General features: G+C 40.7%; 17 protein-coding genes. 10 read left to right on the plus strand and 7 right to left on the minus strand.

Going from position 1 to position 16,168, the window contains the following annotated elements:
• Positions 1-919: 919 nt before the first annotated feature.
• Positions 920-1,123: a hypothetical protein gene (locus BV375_RS06805; RefSeq protein ID WP_086758629.1), complete on the plus strand. Its 204-nt coding sequence runs from the start codon at positions 920-922 to the stop codon at positions 1,121-1,123.
• Positions 1,124-1,722: 599 nt separating this feature from the next.
• Here BV375_RS06805 and BV375_RS06810 read toward each other — a convergent pair.
• Positions 1,723-2,631, minus strand: coding sequence for an LD-carboxypeptidase (locus BV375_RS06810; RefSeq protein WP_086758631.1), 909 nt, complete (start codon positions 2,629-2,631; stop codon positions 1,723-1,725).
• A gap of 99 nt (positions 2,632-2,730) precedes the next feature.
• Between BV375_RS06810 and BV375_RS06815 the strand changes: the two genes are divergently transcribed.
• Entirely contained in the window at positions 2,731-3,186 is a 456-nt protein-coding gene (locus tag BV375_RS06815) for a DUF2141 domain-containing protein (protein ID WP_086758633.1), read from the plus strand.
• Positions 3,187-3,208: 22 nt separating this feature from the next.
• Here the strand turns inward: BV375_RS06815 and BV375_RS06820 are convergent, their stop codons facing one another.
• Positions 3,209-4,357, minus strand: a complete 1,149-nt coding sequence (locus BV375_RS06820; RefSeq protein ID WP_339376759.1) for a peptidoglycan-binding protein — start codon at positions 4,355-4,357, stop codon at positions 3,209-3,211.
• 412 nt (positions 4,358-4,769) lie between these two features.
• Between BV375_RS06820 and BV375_RS06825 the strand changes: the two genes are divergently transcribed.
• Genes BV375_RS06825 through pstC form a run of 3 tightly spaced genes read left to right on the plus strand, consistent with a single transcriptional unit; the run spans position 4,770 to position 6,778 of the window.
• Entirely contained in the window at positions 4,770-5,063 is a 294-nt protein-coding gene (locus BV375_RS06825) for a metalloregulator ArsR/SmtB family transcription factor (RefSeq protein WP_086758637.1), read from the plus strand.
• Between the two features lie 25 nt (positions 5,064-5,088).
• Positions 5,089-5,946: a phosphate ABC transporter substrate-binding protein gene (locus tag BV375_RS06830; RefSeq protein WP_086758639.1), complete on the plus strand. Its 858-nt coding sequence runs from the start codon at positions 5,089-5,091 to the stop codon at positions 5,944-5,946.
• Complete coding sequence (gene pstC / locus BV375_RS06835; protein WP_208099070.1) at positions 5,903-6,778, plus strand: phosphate ABC transporter permease subunit PstC; 876 nt, start codon at positions 5,903-5,905, stop codon at positions 6,776-6,778. Before BV375_RS06830 ends, pstC begins: the two co-directional genes overlap by 44 nt.
• Before the next feature lie 18 nt (positions 6,779-6,796).
• On the opposite strand, the gene BV375_RS06840 is transcribed toward pstC, so the two are convergent.
• Both BV375_RS06840 and BV375_RS06845 read right to left on the minus strand, forming a co-directional pair.
• Entirely contained in the window at positions 6,797-7,240 is a 444-nt protein-coding gene (locus BV375_RS06840) for a type II toxin-antitoxin system VapC family toxin (RefSeq protein ID WP_086758643.1), read from the minus strand.
• A 10-nt stretch (positions 7,241-7,250) separates the two neighbouring features.
• Positions 7,251-7,511 carry a hypothetical protein gene (locus BV375_RS06845; RefSeq protein ID WP_086758645.1) on the minus strand — a complete coding sequence of 87 codons (261 nt, stop codon included), beginning with the start codon at positions 7,509-7,511 and terminating at the stop codon, positions 7,251-7,253.
• 154 nt (positions 7,512-7,665) lie between these two features.
• Here BV375_RS06845 and pstA point away from each other — a divergent pair, with 154 nt between their 5' ends.
• Both pstA and BV375_RS06855 read left to right on the plus strand, forming a co-directional pair.
• Complete coding sequence (gene pstA / locus BV375_RS06850; protein ID WP_086758647.1) at positions 7,666-8,535, plus strand: phosphate ABC transporter permease PstA; 870 nt, start codon at positions 7,666-7,668, stop codon at positions 8,533-8,535.
• The gene (locus tag BV375_RS06855) at positions 8,535-9,341 is read left to right on the plus strand and encodes a phosphate ABC transporter ATP-binding protein (protein ID WP_086758649.1); all 807 of its coding nucleotides are present in this window, start codon (positions 8,535-8,537) and stop codon (positions 9,339-9,341) included. Before pstA ends, BV375_RS06855 begins: the two co-directional genes overlap by 1 nt.
• Before the next feature lie 189 nt (positions 9,342-9,530).
• Here BV375_RS06855 and BV375_RS06860 read toward each other — a convergent pair whose 3' ends face one another.
• Positions 9,531-11,690 carry a dynamin family protein gene (locus tag BV375_RS06860; RefSeq protein ID WP_243713865.1) on the minus strand — a complete coding sequence of 720 codons (2,160 nt, stop codon included), beginning with the start codon at positions 11,688-11,690 and terminating at the stop codon, positions 9,531-9,533.
• Positions 11,678-12,085 carry a TerB family tellurite resistance protein gene (locus tag BV375_RS38065; protein WP_243713866.1) on the minus strand — a complete coding sequence of 136 codons (408 nt, stop codon included), beginning with the start codon at positions 12,083-12,085 and terminating at the stop codon, positions 11,678-11,680. Before BV375_RS38065 ends, BV375_RS06860 begins: the two co-directional genes overlap by 13 nt.
• A 143-nt stretch (positions 12,086-12,228) precedes the next feature.
• On the opposite strand from BV375_RS38065, the gene BV375_RS06865 reads away from it, so the two are divergent.
• The 3 genes from BV375_RS06865 (at position 12,229) to BV375_RS06875 (ending at position 14,838) form a co-directional block, all read left to right on the plus strand.
• Positions 12,229-13,563, plus strand: coding sequence for a hypothetical protein (locus BV375_RS06865; RefSeq protein WP_086758651.1), 1,335 nt, complete (start codon positions 12,229-12,231; stop codon positions 13,561-13,563).
• Positions 13,564-14,085: 522 nt separating this feature from the next.
• The gene (locus tag BV375_RS06870) at positions 14,086-14,466 is read left to right on the plus strand and encodes a hypothetical protein (protein WP_086758653.1); all 381 of its coding nucleotides are present in this window, start codon (positions 14,086-14,088) and stop codon (positions 14,464-14,466) included.
• A gap of 6 nt (positions 14,467-14,472) precedes the next feature.
• Positions 14,473-14,838, plus strand: a complete 366-nt coding sequence (locus BV375_RS06875) for an aspartyl protease (protein ID WP_086758655.1) — start codon at positions 14,473-14,475, stop codon at positions 14,836-14,838.
• On the opposite strand, the gene BV375_RS06880 is transcribed toward BV375_RS06875, so the two are convergent.
• A complete protein-coding gene (locus BV375_RS06880) occupies positions 14,830-15,897 on the minus strand; it encodes a DMT family transporter (RefSeq protein ID WP_086758657.1) in 1,068 nt (355 codons plus the stop codon). The genes BV375_RS06875 and BV375_RS06880 overlap by 9 nt on opposite strands.
• Between the last annotated feature and the right edge of the window lie 271 nt (positions 15,898-16,168).

The following is a 16,168-nucleotide window of genomic DNA, read 5'->3' on the forward strand; positions in this document are numbered from 1 at the left end:
ACATAACTTTATCTCTTATTAATACATTAAGTCTGCATCTCATCAAGCTCTTAGGAAAATGTTTTGATTAAGAACTTCATAGCTTTTATAGCTAGCCTAATTTTTAGTATTGCAGCAGCAATTATGCTCGAAGCTTTAGTCAAATCATTGAAAGTACCTACATTTACAACTTTGAGTATAGCTATTTTTGGTAGTTATCTCTTAATAATGTTTAGTATCATACAGAATCTTATTGCTAAATCTAGGAGAGCTAAATAAACCATAAAGTAAATTTAGCAACATATTTCCCAATGAAAATGTCACTCCAAGGAGTTTTTGGAGTGACCTCAAGCCCTAAGATGATGTATTACACAAGTAATTATTATGTACCCAATACTAGTATTCTTTGCTCTACCAAAAGAAAGTAAGTTTTAATAACCTTATCTATCGTAAGTAGTAGTTAAAATTCAATGGTTCGTGCCAGAAAACAGTTTCATAGACTGATTTTGCTTTCTGATGCTATTACAGCATAGGGAAAATAAACTACGATCAAATATATCTCTAACGTCATAGAATTAGATTTTTTTTAGACGCTCCAAGGACAGCTTCGCGTAAGTTGATGTTGCGCAAGCTATGTTAAATTTTGAAGTATATCCAGCGAGATTAGGCTGTACGTGCTTGGGCTAAATCCCAAATTAGTGTAATACAGGATGATGTAAGTAAACCTCTCATCCCAAAATCTTGGAAAGTTTTAAAAATACTATTTAAAACAAAATCCCCACATTGGAAGTGGGGAAGGTGAACCAAAGGCATTCTGATAGTACAATTGTACTTAAATAATTCAGAGGTGTCATCTGATTTTTGGTAAAAGTTCTAACTTTCTGCTTATACCAATTCCAGGAAAAAATGAGACAGATGCGTAGGTTGGGGAGCCACTCACGTGGGCGGGTTTCCCGGCTTGAGTGAAGTGGCGTTTGAACTGAGTCAAATCCAACAATTACAAGACTTTGGAATGTTGGGTTTCGTTCCTCAACTCAACCTACATCTACATCATATTTTTTGTGAAATGGTATTACTTGCCATACAAGCGCAGTTTTCTCGACGAAAAAAGCCCCTAGCCAGCACGATGCTGAAAGGGGATTAGGGAGTAATTGAAGTGGTTACTGCTAATCTTTAGGTAAAGCCAATGATCAAGGCACCACTGGCTCGTATCAAATAACCGAAACATTAGAGGGTAGAAGCACTGATAATTTCTAATATATTAGCATTAAAAATTACAAATGATAGAAAGAAATACTACTCCTTCTGGTTGTAGGATAGGCAGTTTCCCTTAACTAAAAATTTTCTCATTAGGGCGACGCAAATAAAGTTAATAGGCGGAGATATTCATTTGTAAGGGTTTCAGGTGTCTTGACGTTTTGTAATCATAGTTGGCTCTATTCTCGCCTACTTACTTAGCGACTGCGAATCAGGCGTGTGAGTTACTGAGATACTTGTATCCTAGAGATAATGCTGCTAATCAAAGAAATTTGTTGATTAACAATCCATTGATAAGTAGAACGGTGTGGAAAAACAAAACTATGTTTTGAAAAATCAAATAGGCTTAAACCCTCTTCCCTCCTGCCTCCTGCCTCATCCCAACGATAAATATTCACGCCGACCTACTTATTATTCAAGAAGCCTGCCAAATTTTGTCAATCGATGTCTGCATTCAGTAAGCATCTGCTCTAGATTAAATCTGATTTATTTTGCAATCTGTAATATTCCCTGCGCTGCATCTAAAGTTACCTCTACACCCACTGGTAAAACCGCGTTACAACTATCGTGGCCAAAAGGTAACCCAGCAACTACAGGAATACCCAAATCACCCAAGCGATCGCGCAAAACTTCTTCGACACTGAAGCTAGGCACGTTTGGTGGTGCTTCACATCCAGTAAAATCCCCTAAAGCAATCCCTTTAACTTTCGACAAAGCACCGCTTAAACGCCATTGAGTTAGCATTCTATCGATCCGGTACGGTGCTTCTGACACATCCTCAAATGCCAAAATTACACCTGCAAAATCTGGTTTGAAAGGTGTACCTAAAAGATGAGTTGCCACTGTGAGATTACCTGGGAGTAAAATTCCAGTAGCTACACCACCACCCCAACCATTACCTTTAAGAGGCTCAAGGTAATGGCCTTCGACCCAATTAAATAATCGCTCACGTGACCAATCTGGTTCATTGGCGAGAGTTGTTAATACAGGGCCGTGAACGCTAGAAATCCCTACATTGTATAGGCTCCACAACAGAGCCGTAATATCAGAAAAACCTATCAGCCACTTGGGATTGTGAATTGGAGATAATTCGGTTTGCCAATGCCAATCTTCTAGAATGCGGGTGCTACCGAAACCACCTCTAGCGCAGAGAATACCTCGACAATCTGGATCTTCCCATGCGGCTGCTAGTTGAGCGCGACGATTTTGATCGTTTCCTGCTAAATATCCCCATTTATCCGCAATCGAGGCGGGAACTTCTACTTTATAACCACGCGATCGCCAAATTTCTATACTTTGGTAGAAGGTTTCAAATTCTCGCAAAGCACCACTAGGAGCAATTACTCGCAGTAAATCGCCTGGTTTGAGAGGTGGAGGTAAGATTTTAGATTGCATAAATTATCTACTAGTACTAAAAATTACTACCTTTATGGTGCTAACAATGTAATGTAAGGATTGATCTTTTGTTTATTTTTTTTATTCAATGGAAATTTTATGCGTCAAGGAATGAAAGTTAGTCTGCTGCTACTAGCATTTGTAGGAAATTTGGCATGGTGCTCTGGCGCCAAGGCAAATTTTAACGGCAACCTCACCGTAGAAATTGATGGATTTAAAAATAAACAAGGGCAAGTCTGTGCCAGCATCTTTGCCAAGAGTCAAGGGTTTCCCAACAATCGCGATCGCGTAATCCAAAGGCAGTGTACCAAGATTACCGACATTCCTGTAAAGCTTACCTTTGAGAATTTGCCAGCAGGTAGTTATGCCGTTGCTGCCATGCATGATAGCAATGAAGACTTCAAACTCAATCGCAATAGCTTAGGGATGCCTACCGAAGGCTTTGGATTTTCCAAAAATCCTGAAGTTCAAAATAGTGCTCCCAAATTTAGCGATGCAGCAATTGTGTTGGCAGGCCCAAATACCAGCATCCAAATACATTTGAAATATTTTTGAGTCAATAGTCATTTGTTATTGGTCATTTGTCACTCTCCGCGTCCCCGCGTCCCCGCGTCCCCGCGTCCCCGCGTCTCTTTGTCTCCCCCTGCTCCTCTTTGGGCTGGCGTTCTGGCAGACTCTGTTGCTCTGATACCACACGGATGCGATGAATCTGATTCAGAGCATATCTTGCTGTTGACTGCACTTCTGGATCTGGGTCTTCCAGTGCATGTCGTAACATCTGGCTAATTTGGGACATCATATCGTAAACGCGAGTTAGGTCACGAATGGCATTTTGCCGCACTTGTGGATTTTCATTTTGGATGGAGATTGCTAAAGCACGGTTCATTGGTTTTAGTGTGCGGATGCTGATTTCGCCTAAAGCTGCCAAAATTAAGCTGTGTTCTTGAGAATCTGCATTTATCATTAGGTCTACTAAGGGCTGAATTGCCCTTGAGTCTCCTTGTTGCCCTAAATCCCAAATAGCCTTGTGTCGTTTTGCGGGATCGGAAGTGTATAAGTCTTTAATCAATTCGTCAACTATATTGACTTTGGCCAGACGGGAAGTTTGCGCTGGAGGCAACAATTTTGGGGTAACAGATGCTGTGGCTGCTGAGGAATTGGTTGCATCTGGATTAGCGTTAGACTCTGGTAATGGTGGTGCCATTGCGTCTTTGTCAGCTTCAGTCTTGATGTCACTATCCAAATTTTCTGAATGTTGCGATCGCTTGACCTGAGCGAACCATCTCATACAGTAAATGACTGCGCCAATACTTCCTAAAATCCCCAGTCCTAGTAGTGACCACCAAAGGATACTCTGTTTGGTTGACTTAGTTTTTGTACTGGGTTTAGCAGTAGGTGCAACAGAAGAAGTAAATGATTTTTTCGCAGCAATCGCTGCTTGCAGACTTTCTTGGGTTGTGCTGCCAACAATACCATCTGCTAGCAAACCCTGGGCTTTTTGAAATTGAGCTACAGCAACTTGTGTAGTTTCTTTGTACTGCCCATCAACTACACCATTGTAATATCCCAACTGTTTTAATTGGGTTTGCAGCGTTTCTACATCCGCTCCTGTACTACCTGGTCTGAGAGTAGTCGGCTGGACAACTTTAGTTGTACTGGCTTGTGCCAGTATGAAGATACTCGGCTTGGAATCAGGTATCGCTGGTTTCGCAGGACTCTGGTACAAACCCAGGGATATAAAACAGGTCAAGATAGGGACTGAGGAGTGGCATAGCCTCATATTACTAGTTTTGAGCAACGGGTACTTTTGAATTATTCGATACCACGATAACTTCAACCAGTCTAAAAGTTAACTTTTATTCTGACAAAAAATTACGTTCCCCGCAGGATCGCATCTTGAGCAGCATTTAAGAGGAAGCGGAGACGGTGTTCCGGAGCGACATAGCGAAATTTCCCCTATGTCAAATTCAGGGTAATTAGTTTGGCTGTATACATATAAACATTAAGCTTTAGTTACAAATAGTTTAAGTATAATTATTGGATGTAACTATGAATGAAATTTCATATGAATGAGTATTTCTTGCTAATCGCACACATAAATCTTCAACGTGATTGGATACACAGCATTGCGAGGAATCATGAGCACAATACAGGAGTTTGAATGCGTAGAGAGACTGAAAGTACTGGCAGATGAAACCCGTCTGTCGGTATTAAAAATTCTGATGCATAGTCCTATGCAAGTGGGGGAAATGAACAAGATTCTGGGTTTAGAACAAAGTCTGCTTTCCCATCATTTGCAAGTTCTGCGTCGAGCAAAATTTGTGGTTCGGGAACGCGATGGTAAAGCCTTTCTCTACCGTCTATCTCCAGAGATGGAAGTAACTACAGGTAGCGCCCTGAACCTTGGCTGTTGTGTTCTCTCGTTTAATTAAAAATTTTGGATTGAGATATAAATAGATGACGAAACGTCCGCAAATGATGATTTCTGTTGCAGTGGGATTGGTAACTTGCTTGTGGTTGCAAGGTTGCTCTTCACCTCAGCAGAATGTAAATAATAATCCAGGTAAGTCACAAGGCAAACTAGTACTAACTGGCTCTAGTACCGTTGCGCCATTAGCAGCAGAAATTGGTAAACGCTTTGAATCTAGTCATCGCGGTGTGCGAATTGATGTGCAATCAGGAGGGTCTTCCCGTGGCATTACTGATGCTCGTCAAGGTGTGGCAGATGTTGGCATGGTTTCTCGTGCCTTGAAGCCAGACGAAAAAGATTTAACAGCATTTACTATTGCTCGTGATGGAGTAACAGTGATTTTGCACAAAGATAATCCCGTGAAATCTCTAACTGACAAGCAGGTTGTAGATATCTATACTGGCAAAGTAACCAACTGGCAGCAGGTGGGGGGTAAAGCAGGAACGATTACCGTTGTGAATAAAGCCGAAGGACGTTCCACTCTGGAATTGTTTACCCATTACTTCAAGCTGAAGAATACAGATATTAAAGCACAAGTGGTAATTGGTGATAACGAGCAAGGAATCAAGACTGTAGCCGGAAACCCCAACGCTATTGGCTATGTTTCTATCGGTTCAGCAGAAAATAGTGCCGCCAATCAAGTACCCATCAAGCTGCTGCCTGTAGATGGTATAGCAGCGACAACGGCTAATGTGCAGAATAAAACCTTTCCCATTGCTCGCCCATTGAACTTGGTAACGAAAACCCAACCCCAGGGAATAGCAAAAGAATTTATTGATTACGCACAATCACAACAGGTAAGTGACATTGTTAAAAAGCAAAACTTTGTCCTCGTATCTAAATAGTGACCTGTGGTTACTTTGGATACTGCGGGGATTGGCAGCAATGGCAGGTGCGATCGCACTTTTAATTATTTTCTTTTTGATTCTCGAATCTCTACCAGTTCTTCAGCGCGTGGGAATCACTCGCTTTTTTAGCGACTCCTCCTGGAATCCAACTGCCAGATTTTATAACCTCCTGCCGATGTTGTGGGGAACACTGCTAGCAATGTTCGGCTCGGTGCTAATTGCTACTCCCATTGGCATTCTCTCCGCAGTCTTTTGTCAATTTTACGCCCCACCCACATTAGCTAAAATCTACCGCAGCCTAATTGAATTACTAGCGGGAATCCCTTCTGTAGTCTATGGCTTTTGGGGATTAGTGGTGTTAGTTCCCCTAATTGGCAGAATACATCCACCCGGGCCAAGCTTATTAGCTGGGATTGCCATTCTCACCATCATGATTTTGCCGACAATCGCACTGGTAGCCGATGCCAGTCTAGCGAAAGTCCCGTTATCTTATCACCAAGGAGCTGCCGCCTTAGGATTATCGCGGTGGGCAACTATCTCTAAAGTGGTCTTTCCGGCTGCCAAATCGGGATTATTCACAGGCATGATTTTAGAAACAGGTCGTGCAATTGGCGAAACAATGGCAATTTTAATGGTGTGCGGCAATGTCGTACAAACTCCTAAATCTCTGTTTGATCCGATTCGTACCCTCACAGCTAATATTGCTTTAGAAATGGCATACGCCACCGGAGATCACCGTTCTGCACTCTTTGTTAGCGGTTTGGTGTTGATGGGGCTGATTGTACTGTTAGTTGCTGTTGCTGAAATTATCAGTCAGGGAAAAATTTAGGACTTAGAGTACCGCGACTTATAACCAAGATTCAAGAGAAAAAGTTTGTGCTTGCTGAATGCGGACAAAATCGCTGTCAGCAGAAACCAGGATAAGATTATGCTGAATCGCTGTTGCTGCAATCCAAAGATCATGATCATCAAATCCCAAATTTCCAACACTTGTACTCCGACGTTTGCTTTTATCTTTAGGGGCAAACTGATTAAAAACTTTTGCTTTGAGTTGACTGTAAAAAACGGCAGTTTCTTCGTCAATAAAATACAAGTCAACTCCCATCAAAAATGCTTGAACTGCTGCAAGATTTTGGGCTTGTCGTTTTGATTTCTCAGTCATGTAGAGCAGTTCGCCGTAAGTGATGATGCTGATACCGATTTCACTACCAGAACGAGATTGCAGAGCAGTAATGACGTTAGGAATGTTATCAATTATGTAACTGCAATGGTTGGTATCTAATAGATACATGATACAGAAATCAAAACTGGGTTTGAGAACGGGTTTCTTTTACTGAGTGCAGGCAATCTTCCAAATCATCACCTTGCCATGTTCCAGCAAATTTTAGCAAATCATCTGCCTTGGTTCCTCGTTTTATTGGAGCAAGCCGACGAAGTGGGCGTTGACTAATAGTACTTTTGTGTTGGAGGGAATCCAGAAAATCGCTGACCAAGGAAAGTTGATCGGGTGGCAATTGAGCTAATTGTTGTTCAATTTTTTGCCGCAGTTCTGGGTAACTCATTAGCACCTCGCTTTTTCGATTGCGTAACTTATCGACTTCTTAATTTTATAATTGAGTTAAGCTTATACCTCAATTTTTAGATTTTTAATCTTAAATTTTGGATTTGAAATTTTAAAATTTCAAATCCAAAATTGATTAACTCATCACTTTTTCAATGCAAAATCTCAAAGCTAAAATTCCAAAACTGAGAGTTTTTCAAGATTTACTACCAACAATGATTGTTTGGATGACTGCTGTGCTGGTAACTGCCATATTCTTGTGGATACTCAACGATATTTTCTGGCATGGTATCGGCCACTTGTCTTGGCAGTTTATCACCACTGAACCTGTGAACGCTGGTAGAGAAGGGGGAATTGCACCGATTTTAGTTTCCACCTTGATGATTATGGTGGTGTGTATGGCAGTCTCCATTCCTATTGGTGTGGGTACAGCCGTATTGCTGGCAGAATTTACCCCAATTGATAGTATCTTTGGCGGATTAGTGCGGCGCAGTTTAGATGTTTTGGCTGGTGTCCCTTCAATAGTCTTTGGGTTGTTTGGTAACGTCTTCTTTTGCAAAATTCTTGGATTGGGATTTTCCATCCTGTCGGGAGGGCTAACCTTGGCGTGTATGGTGTTGCCAATCTTGATTCGCTCGACAGAAGAAGGATTTCGGGCTGTTCCCCAGGAGTATAGATTAGGAGCCGCATCTCTTGGTTTTTCCCGTACAACTACGCTATTTAAATTATTGTTACCCGCCGCTGTACCTGGTTTAGTGGTGGGATTAGTGCTGGGGATTGGCAGAGCGATCGCAGAAACTGCTGCTTTAATTTTTACTAGTGGCTATGTAGATAGAATGCCAGAATCATTGCTAGATTCTGGACGTGCGCTTTCGATTCATATTTTTGATTTATCGATGAATGTCTCTGGTGGCGATGGTAATGCTTACGCCTCAGCATTGGTTTTACTTTTATTGCTGCTGTTAATTAATGGCACAGCAGCTTGGATTGCTGAAAATTGGTTGCACAGGAGAATTATTAACTGATGAAACTGTCAGATTCCAACCACAACCCTAGCAGAACTGTTCAACCATTAATTCAAACAGAAAACTTGACCTTGCAATATGGGCAAAAAACAGCCTTTGCTAATGTTAATTTTGCCATCAATGCAGGTGAAATCGCTGCTTTAGTTGGTCCTTCAGGTTGTGGGAAAACCAGTTTTCTCAGTTGTCTCAATCGCTTGACTGATTTGATTCCCCATTGTCGAGTCAAAGGACGAATTCAGATTGGTACTTTAGATGTGCTCAATACCAAGATAGATGCGATCGCGCTGCGGCGTAAAGTTGGCATGATCTTCCAAAAACCAAATCCTTTTCCTTTATCTATCTGGAAGAATCTAGAATTACCTTTGCGAGAACATGGGATCAAAAACCGCGAAAAAATTGATGCGATCGTGGAGACAACCCTCACCGATGTAGGATTGTGGGATGAAGTCAAAGACCGATTGCATACTTCGGCTTTAGCACTTTCCGGCGGACAACAGCAGCGCTTATGCATAGCTAGAGCTTTAGGTTTGCAACCAGAAGTTTTACTATTGGATGAACCTTGTAGCGCCCTTGATCCGATTTCTAGTGGTGTGGTTGAAGATTTAATTACCAGCCTGCGGGGGCGTTATACCTTGCTAATTGTCACTCATAACCTCGCACAAGCCAAGCGAATTGCCGATCAAGTAGCCCTGTTTTGGGTACAGGATGGAATAGGTCAACTAATTGAATCGGGAACAGTAGCCCAAATCTTTGAATCACCCCAACATCCTCTAACGGCTGCTTATGTCACAGGTGCAAGGGGTTGAGCGCCAAGAGCTAAAGGTTAATAAATAAACCAGAAATAGCAGCGATCGCATTGATTTCTGGTTTATAACTCTACACAATCACCTGAACTGCAAGAACAAGAATAACCACGAATTTCGGATAACGAGCTGGCACTGGAATAAGTGGCTTGTTTTCCTTAATCGGGTTCTAGTTAAAGCTTTAGTTAAAATTTATACTTTGATAATCGATTCTAGATTATTCTGCACCAGATAAAGTTCTTGATACTTTTGGGAAATCCACGCCTTATCAGCTTCACGTTCTTCTAAAGTCTCTTGGTGAACTTTTTCCTGTTGTTCTAGGAGGTTTTCGTAAAGTGAGATAGCTTCACCAATAACTCGACTTGCCGATTCGACTTTGCCATCAAAAACTGTATCAATAATTTCGCTTAGTTTATCAGCTACTTTATCTAGAGACTCCTCAAATTTTTGGAATCCTAACTCTAAAACTTTACTCTTAATTTGGATATGTATTCCATCAATATCTAACATCCCTAAACCAAATGAACCAGCAATTGCAGCTATAACACTGGTAACAATTATTGCGATGAAACCAACTCCTGTAAATACAACTAATGCAGCGGCCAATGCACCACCTATACCAATACCGCCACCTATTCCTGCGAAACCCATAAAATCATCGCTGATCCCGTTAATTGATAGTTTCAGTTGTTCGCTAAAATTCGATTTTGTTTCTATGTCTAAATTTTTAAAATCTGCTTGAATAGCATCTAATTCATACTCAATATGAGCATCTAAAACTTCAACATATTCTCGCAAAATAACCTGCTTCAGTTTTTCGTTGCCCCACTTATCTATTTCTTCCGATAAATTTCTTATAAATTGATTGGTGTAATCTCTTATAAGTTTATCTTGACTCCAAACAGGGCTGTGTTCTGAATACCAAAATTGACTTTTGTCAACCATGCGTTGATATAAACCTTCATACCAATCCTTCCAAGATTCAATTGCTTGTGTGAATACTTCTTCTTTGATATTTTCTGCTATTAGTCTAATTTTTACATCGCGCCCACTGGCTTCTCCAATTTGTTCTAGAATTTTTTGTGTTTCAACTTCCGAAATTTTAATTTTACCTTCTAATGTATTCTGAGCTTGATTAAGAGAAGCTAAAGTTTTTTGAATTAAATTATTAATGTCATTGGTTGAACGCTGATTTTTTAATAAACCACGTTCAAAAATTAAAAAATTCTCTATTGATGAGGTAAACTTACGAAAATCTTGAAGATGCTCATCCTCCTTACCTGCCAAAATTGCATCAAGTGCAGCTTGAGCAGAAATAAAATGAACACGATTTACACCTGATATTATTGGATTCTCACCTTGGACAAACTTTGTAATTCGCTGTTTAATCTGCTCCCTACCTTTTTCAGTACGGATTAAATCCATAAAATTGCAGATGACAAATAAATTATTCGCTGGCTCTGTTTCTTTACCGCCATTAAGATGGACTTTTAAATCATGCAGCAAATTGCGTTCTCCCTCTGTCAAGGGACGCGAAGCGTTAGTGAGAAAAATCACAGCATCAGTATTTGCCAACAATTTTTGGGTAATAGCAGTTCGTTCGGGGTGTTCATTTAACCCTGGCGAATCAACAATTTCTACCCCACTACTGCATAATTCTAAATCAGGATGTTCAAAAATAAGTTCTTCAATTTCTGATTGAGCTAGCTCATCACTCAAACAATCAATTGCTGCATCTTCAGAAATACTCGCTTTTTGTTGGTATTCATCAAATGGAATTTCTTCTTCTCTACCATCCTTATAAAGACAGACTACCCGTTTTCGTTTTCCATATTTCAAAACAGTTACAGTGCCACTACAAGGAATCTCTCTTGCTGGTTGAATTGTTTCACCAAGCAAAGCATTAAGTAAAGTGGATTTTCCTTGACTAAACTCTCCAACAACTGCTAACCGAAATCGCTGCGATTGATTTTTCTCCCATACTTCTTTTGCTTCTTCTATCAAAGAGTGAGGTAAAAAAGCACTCTCTTGACACTCTTGAATGATCTGAAGAATCTGTTCACTTAAATTATCTAATTGCTGGCGATACTCTTGAAACTTCTTTAACTCATCGTAAGAGATAACTATGCGCTGTGGATTTGCTTGAGTTTCAGCTAAAACTGGTAAAGTTGCTAACATATCCCGCGCCGCCTTCACAAATATAGTATCCATCTCTTGAAAGCGTGCAGTATCGAGTAAAAAACGGACTTCTTCTAAAGCTACTGAATCCACATTTTCTTGATGGGTAAATGCAGATTCTAAAATTGCTAAATGTTGTGAATTAATACCTAAATGTTTAGCTAAAATATCCAAATATTTTTTTCACGGGAGTCCATTTCCCCATCAGCAGCAGACATTTCATAACCAAATCCAATTAACAAAATTCGTTGAGATTCCGTCAGTGGAGCAGTTAGTGTTAACAAATTATCACTTTTTTTATAAAGCTGATTTTCTTTAACACCCTTAATCATTAAATGCGTTAATCGACGTACATCACTGTCTGGCGTACTGAAGCGATACAGCGTTGCCAGTAGCCTTTGTTTCTCTGAATCTGCTACTGTGCCATCAACAAACATCACACCTAGCAACACTGTTACCAAACTTGCCAAAAATATCACTGGTGGTGTCAAATATCTTTGACTGAGCTTTTGTCCAGTAAGATGGGATAATAAATCAACTGCTTCTGTGCTATCCAGTGATGTATTCATAAAGACTATCAACCGCTAGAGTTTTACGTGTTTAGTATGCCCACTCATTAGTCAGAATTTATCTAAGTACTGTGTAAATACGGTTACTTCTATACTGAAATAACAGCTAGGGTTGAATAGATAAGCTATTAGTAAATAAAAATATGTTGTTTGAATTCGCCCCTGCAATTCAAGCTGGGATTGAAGCTGGTAAATACTTACAAGTATTTAGTAATGGAGTACCTATCGGTTTAGCACGGGATGCGGTAAATGGACAATTTGTTGCTAATGCTATAGGTGCAACAGTACAGAACAATCCTTTAGCACCCCTAGTTTCACCTGTGCAGTTTGTGATGCAAGGAGCAGGTATGGTGCAAACCCACATGGGTTTCCAAGAAAGCTATCGACAAATTGGTGTAGTGCAAACTGGTTTACAATCGCTGCAAAATAGCCTGGGTGTTCTGCAAGCGACTACCGCATTGATTGGTGTAGGAACTGTAGCTGGTGTGGTGCTTGGCGCAGTCAATTTACACCAAACTCTCAAACTCCGTAAAGAAGTCGAGCAAATGCGCTGGGAAGTCAAAAACGGCTTTATTGACTTAAAACAAGCACTCAAAGATCAAGGAGCAGAAATTCGGCAAATAATTGAGCAAGTAGCCCAAGACATTAAATTTGAACAACATCGTCTAGTTTTAATACGGGCTTATGGATTATTTCTCCAAGCACTAAACCGTTTTCGTTCAGCGATGCAATTGCAAAATGCTAGTCGCAGAAATGCAGAAATAGACGGCTCAAGAGAAATGTTATTTACAGCCTTAGCAGATTACACTAATCCTCACCTATTAGAAGAAACTTGTGCGCCTGGACAGCTACGCAGATTAGAATGTGCTTGGGCAATAGAACAGGCGATTGTGGCAACATATCAAGCCCAAAACGAAATGTCAGCCGTTAGTGACAGACTTTACTCCCTTCAAAATACTATTAGCGAAAATGCTTACAGGATAATTGAGTCATGCGATTCACACGATGAACTCGATTTCCTGTTCCCTGAAATAAGTCGTATTCGTAACCATGATTTAGCAGTTGTAGAGACATGGCAAAATCAAGTAGATTGGATGCGATCACTCCCTCCATCAGAACTTAAACTCTTAAATAGCAGTGATTTCAGCACTTCAGAATTTAACGACACCCCAGACAGCAAGCAAGCTACAACCGCTTTAGCAGAACCACCAGAACAAGTTGCATACGAAAATTTAAGCGAAAAATCTCACTTTTACTCCCTGCGTGACCAGCTAATATTTATGTTCAAACCAGCACTACGTCAAGACCATGAAGCCTATGTACATCAACAAGCTGGTGTTGCTGGTTATAAAACATTAGTTTCCAAGAATTTACAGCAAGCTTCTGACTTAACAGTTGCAAACCTCTATTACTACTTCAAAATTCGGGATGAGTCGGAAACTGAGAAAGCTGAAGTAATGGAGGCAGTAGGAATATAAGTGCTATTAAGGTAATAAGTAGGTCGGCGTGAATATTTATCGTTGAGGCAACGTAGAAGGATGTTCGGCTATCACTCAGTCGAGCCGTTAATTATGTAACTAACCTGAGTTCGGGATAAGAAATCCTCAAACCCCTTGATTTTTCGTTGTCTGGTCTGAAACTTTGTTTTCATATATTTTCAATAAGGCATGTTGTTGATATTAATCTCATTTGTGAACCTTATTGACGAAACGATTCCACTTTAATCACTTCTTTTACCACTTAGAATTTTGCTCAATCTATACACAATAAGCTTTTTAGCTTCTGGCTTAACCCGAACTCAGGTTAACTACAATGAATAAGCCAAGCGGATTGCCGATCGTGTAGCTTTATTTTGGATACAAGATGGTATAGGACAACTAATTGAATCAGGGACAGTAGCCCAAATTTTTGAATCACCCCAACATCCTCTCACGGCTGCCTATGTCACAGGTGCAAGGCACTAAAATATCAACAATCCCAATTTTTCCTCAGAAACAAAAATGAGTGATGTTCAAAGTGAAGATCTACCAATAGAGAACAAAAGACTATCAGGTCAAGAGGAATATTCTGCTGTAAAAAATGAACAGCAGCCCAAGGAAAATTCCCTATCAGCTCGCCCTTGGACAGGAATTAGGCAATATACAAATCAATTATCGCCAAAATTAGCTAACCCAGGATATATCAAAAGTGCGCGTCAAATATACGATCGTTTGAGAGGTGAATTAATCAATAATTATTCCGGTTGGTATGTTGCCATTGAACCCGATAGCGGTGATTATTTTCTCAATGCCACTAAAGCTTTAGCCCAACAGCAAGCGAGACAACAACATCCTTTTAGACTAATTTGTACCTTCAAATTAATTGCCACAGGAGCATCGTAAAACAACTTGATTCCAGGAAAATTTAGCAATCAAGGCGAGTTGATTTTTGAAATTGACCTCGTAGCATCCGACGGGCTAATTATTACAGTTGATGCACTGCTCGATACAGGTTTTACTGACTGGTTAGCAATCAATACCCAAGATGCTCTTGCCTTGGGATGGGAACTAGTGGATAGTGAAGAAACTCGTCTGACCGCACTGGGAGAAGCCCAGTTTAAGATTTACACTGGTACAGTTAGTTTAGATACTCAAGAATTTAATATTCCTGTAATTGTAGGAGATGAAATTGCAGAATTACTCCTGGGTCTACCTTGGCTGTTTACCAGAAGATTAGTAGTTGATTTTCCACAAGGTTTATTAACTTTAGGGTAAAATTTCTGGTTCAGATTCTCTCACAGATAAAGTTACAGGATTAACTTTCTTCGCACTAGATGGTTCTGAAATAGGTTGCTGATTTGTAGTTGTATCACTCACAGTAACCGTTTTGTTTGCTGCCAAGTTATCGCGCTGATTGATTAGATAGATACTAATTAAAGTTAGACAAACACCAATCCATTGCAACGGACTGAGAACTTCTGAGAGGAAGAGGTTACCGAATAGCAGAGCAAAAACTGGCGTCAGAAAGGTGAGAGAACTGAGACTGGTAAGATTGCCACTAGAAGCAAAGTAGAAAAATAATCCATAGGCGATCGCACTGCCAAATATTGTGGCATAACCTAAAGCCACCCAATCAGATGGTACAAGATTCTGCCATTGCTGGGATTCTACAACTGATGACATTCCCCATAATGGCAATCCACCGATAATCATGTGCCATCCCGTAGCAGCTACCGGATCGGCATAACGACAAACAAACCGAATCAACACTGTTCCCACCGCCATTGACAGCGCTGCTAACAGCATTAACCACTCACCACTGGCAAATAACTCTTGCCAGTTGCCAATAGCGATATTGACACCTGAACCGAGAGCCTGAAAAATCCACTCATCAGGTAAGCCAATTAAACTGATACCAGAAACCCCCAATCCTAGCCCTAGCCATCCCCAAACACCGATACGTTCTTGAAATAGCCATAACGACAACAAGGCCACAGCCAATGGTTGAGAATCAATCATCACAGATCCTAACCCAGCGCTAGTTCTCACTAATCCTTCTGCCAAAAAGCCTTGAAAAAGAGTACCATCCACCAAGGCAAATAAGGCAATCCATAGCCATGCGCTCCATCCTTTGGGTTGAGGTCGACCCATAAATGCTGCTGCGATTAGAATTAATACTCCAGCTGGTAGCAACCGTAGGCCTGCCATAAATAGCGGCGTAGTGTGAGGTATCACTCCTTTCATTGCGACCATTGCTGTACCCCACAAGAAAAAAGGGGCAATTAGTAGTAGGGGAGCGATGGAAAGAGGAGATGCACTGAATTTCAGCTGCATGGGTTTGCTGAGCCTTGGTTTAACAGGTGCAAAAATTGCTTTACCTAATTTTACCTAAATATGTCGTTTTGTGAAGGAAGTAATACTCATACCATTTTGGATTTTAGATTTTGCGAAAAGTTGAGCCAGTGCGTTGGAGAGCCAGTGCGTTGCGGTGAATCCAGCCCTGAAGGAGGGTTTCCCGCCGTAGGGGACTAGTGAACCCGGAGGGAGGTTCCCCTGACAGGTGTAGGTATTTTACGCTGAGGACAAGTGTGAGTAATAGAAAGCA

The organism is Nostoc sp. 106C (assembly GCF_002154725.1).
In the GTDB taxonomy this organism is placed as follows: Bacteria; Cyanobacteriota; Cyanobacteriia; order Cyanobacteriales; family Nostocaceae; genus Aulosira.

Excerpts from the sequence above, each read along its gene's own strand:
- BV375_RS06810 (WP_086758631.1), bottom strand. The coding sequence starts at position 2,631 with ATGCAATCTAAAATCTTACCTCCACCTCTCAAACCAGGCGATTTACTG.
- BV375_RS06815 (WP_086758633.1), top strand. The coding sequence starts at position 2,731 with ATGCGTCAAGGAATGAAAGTTAGTCTGCTGCTACTAGCATTTGTAGGA.
- BV375_RS06825 (WP_086758637.1), top strand. The coding sequence starts at position 4,770 with ATGAGCACAATACAGGAGTTTGAATGCGTAGAGAGACTGAAAGTACTG.
- BV375_RS06830 (WP_086758639.1), top strand. The coding sequence starts at position 5,089 with ATGACGAAACGTCCGCAAATGATGATTTCTGTTGCAGTGGGATTGGTA.
- BV375_RS06840 (WP_086758643.1), bottom strand. The coding sequence starts at position 7,240 with ATGTATCTATTAGATACCAACCATTGCAGTTACATAATTGATAACATT.
- BV375_RS06845 (WP_086758645.1), bottom strand. The coding sequence starts at position 7,511 with ATGAGTTACCCAGAACTGCGGCAAAAAATTGAACAACAATTAGCTCAA.
- pstA (WP_086758647.1), top strand. The coding sequence starts at position 7,666 with ATGCAAAATCTCAAAGCTAAAATTCCAAAACTGAGAGTTTTTCAAGAT.
- BV375_RS06855 (WP_086758649.1), top strand. The coding sequence starts at position 8,535 with ATGAAACTGTCAGATTCCAACCACAACCCTAGCAGAACTGTTCAACCA.
- BV375_RS38065 (WP_243713866.1), bottom strand. The coding sequence starts at position 12,085 with ATGAATACATCACTGGATAGCACAGAAGCAGTTGATTTATTATCCCAT.
- BV375_RS06865 (WP_086758651.1), top strand. The coding sequence starts at position 12,229 with ATGTTGTTTGAATTCGCCCCTGCAATTCAAGCTGGGATTGAAGCTGGT.
- BV375_RS06870 (WP_086758653.1), top strand. The coding sequence starts at position 14,086 with ATGAGTGATGTTCAAAGTGAAGATCTACCAATAGAGAACAAAAGACTA.
- BV375_RS06880 (WP_086758657.1), bottom strand. The coding sequence starts at position 15,897 with ATGCAGCTGAAATTCAGTGCATCTCCTCTTTCCATCGCTCCCCTACTA.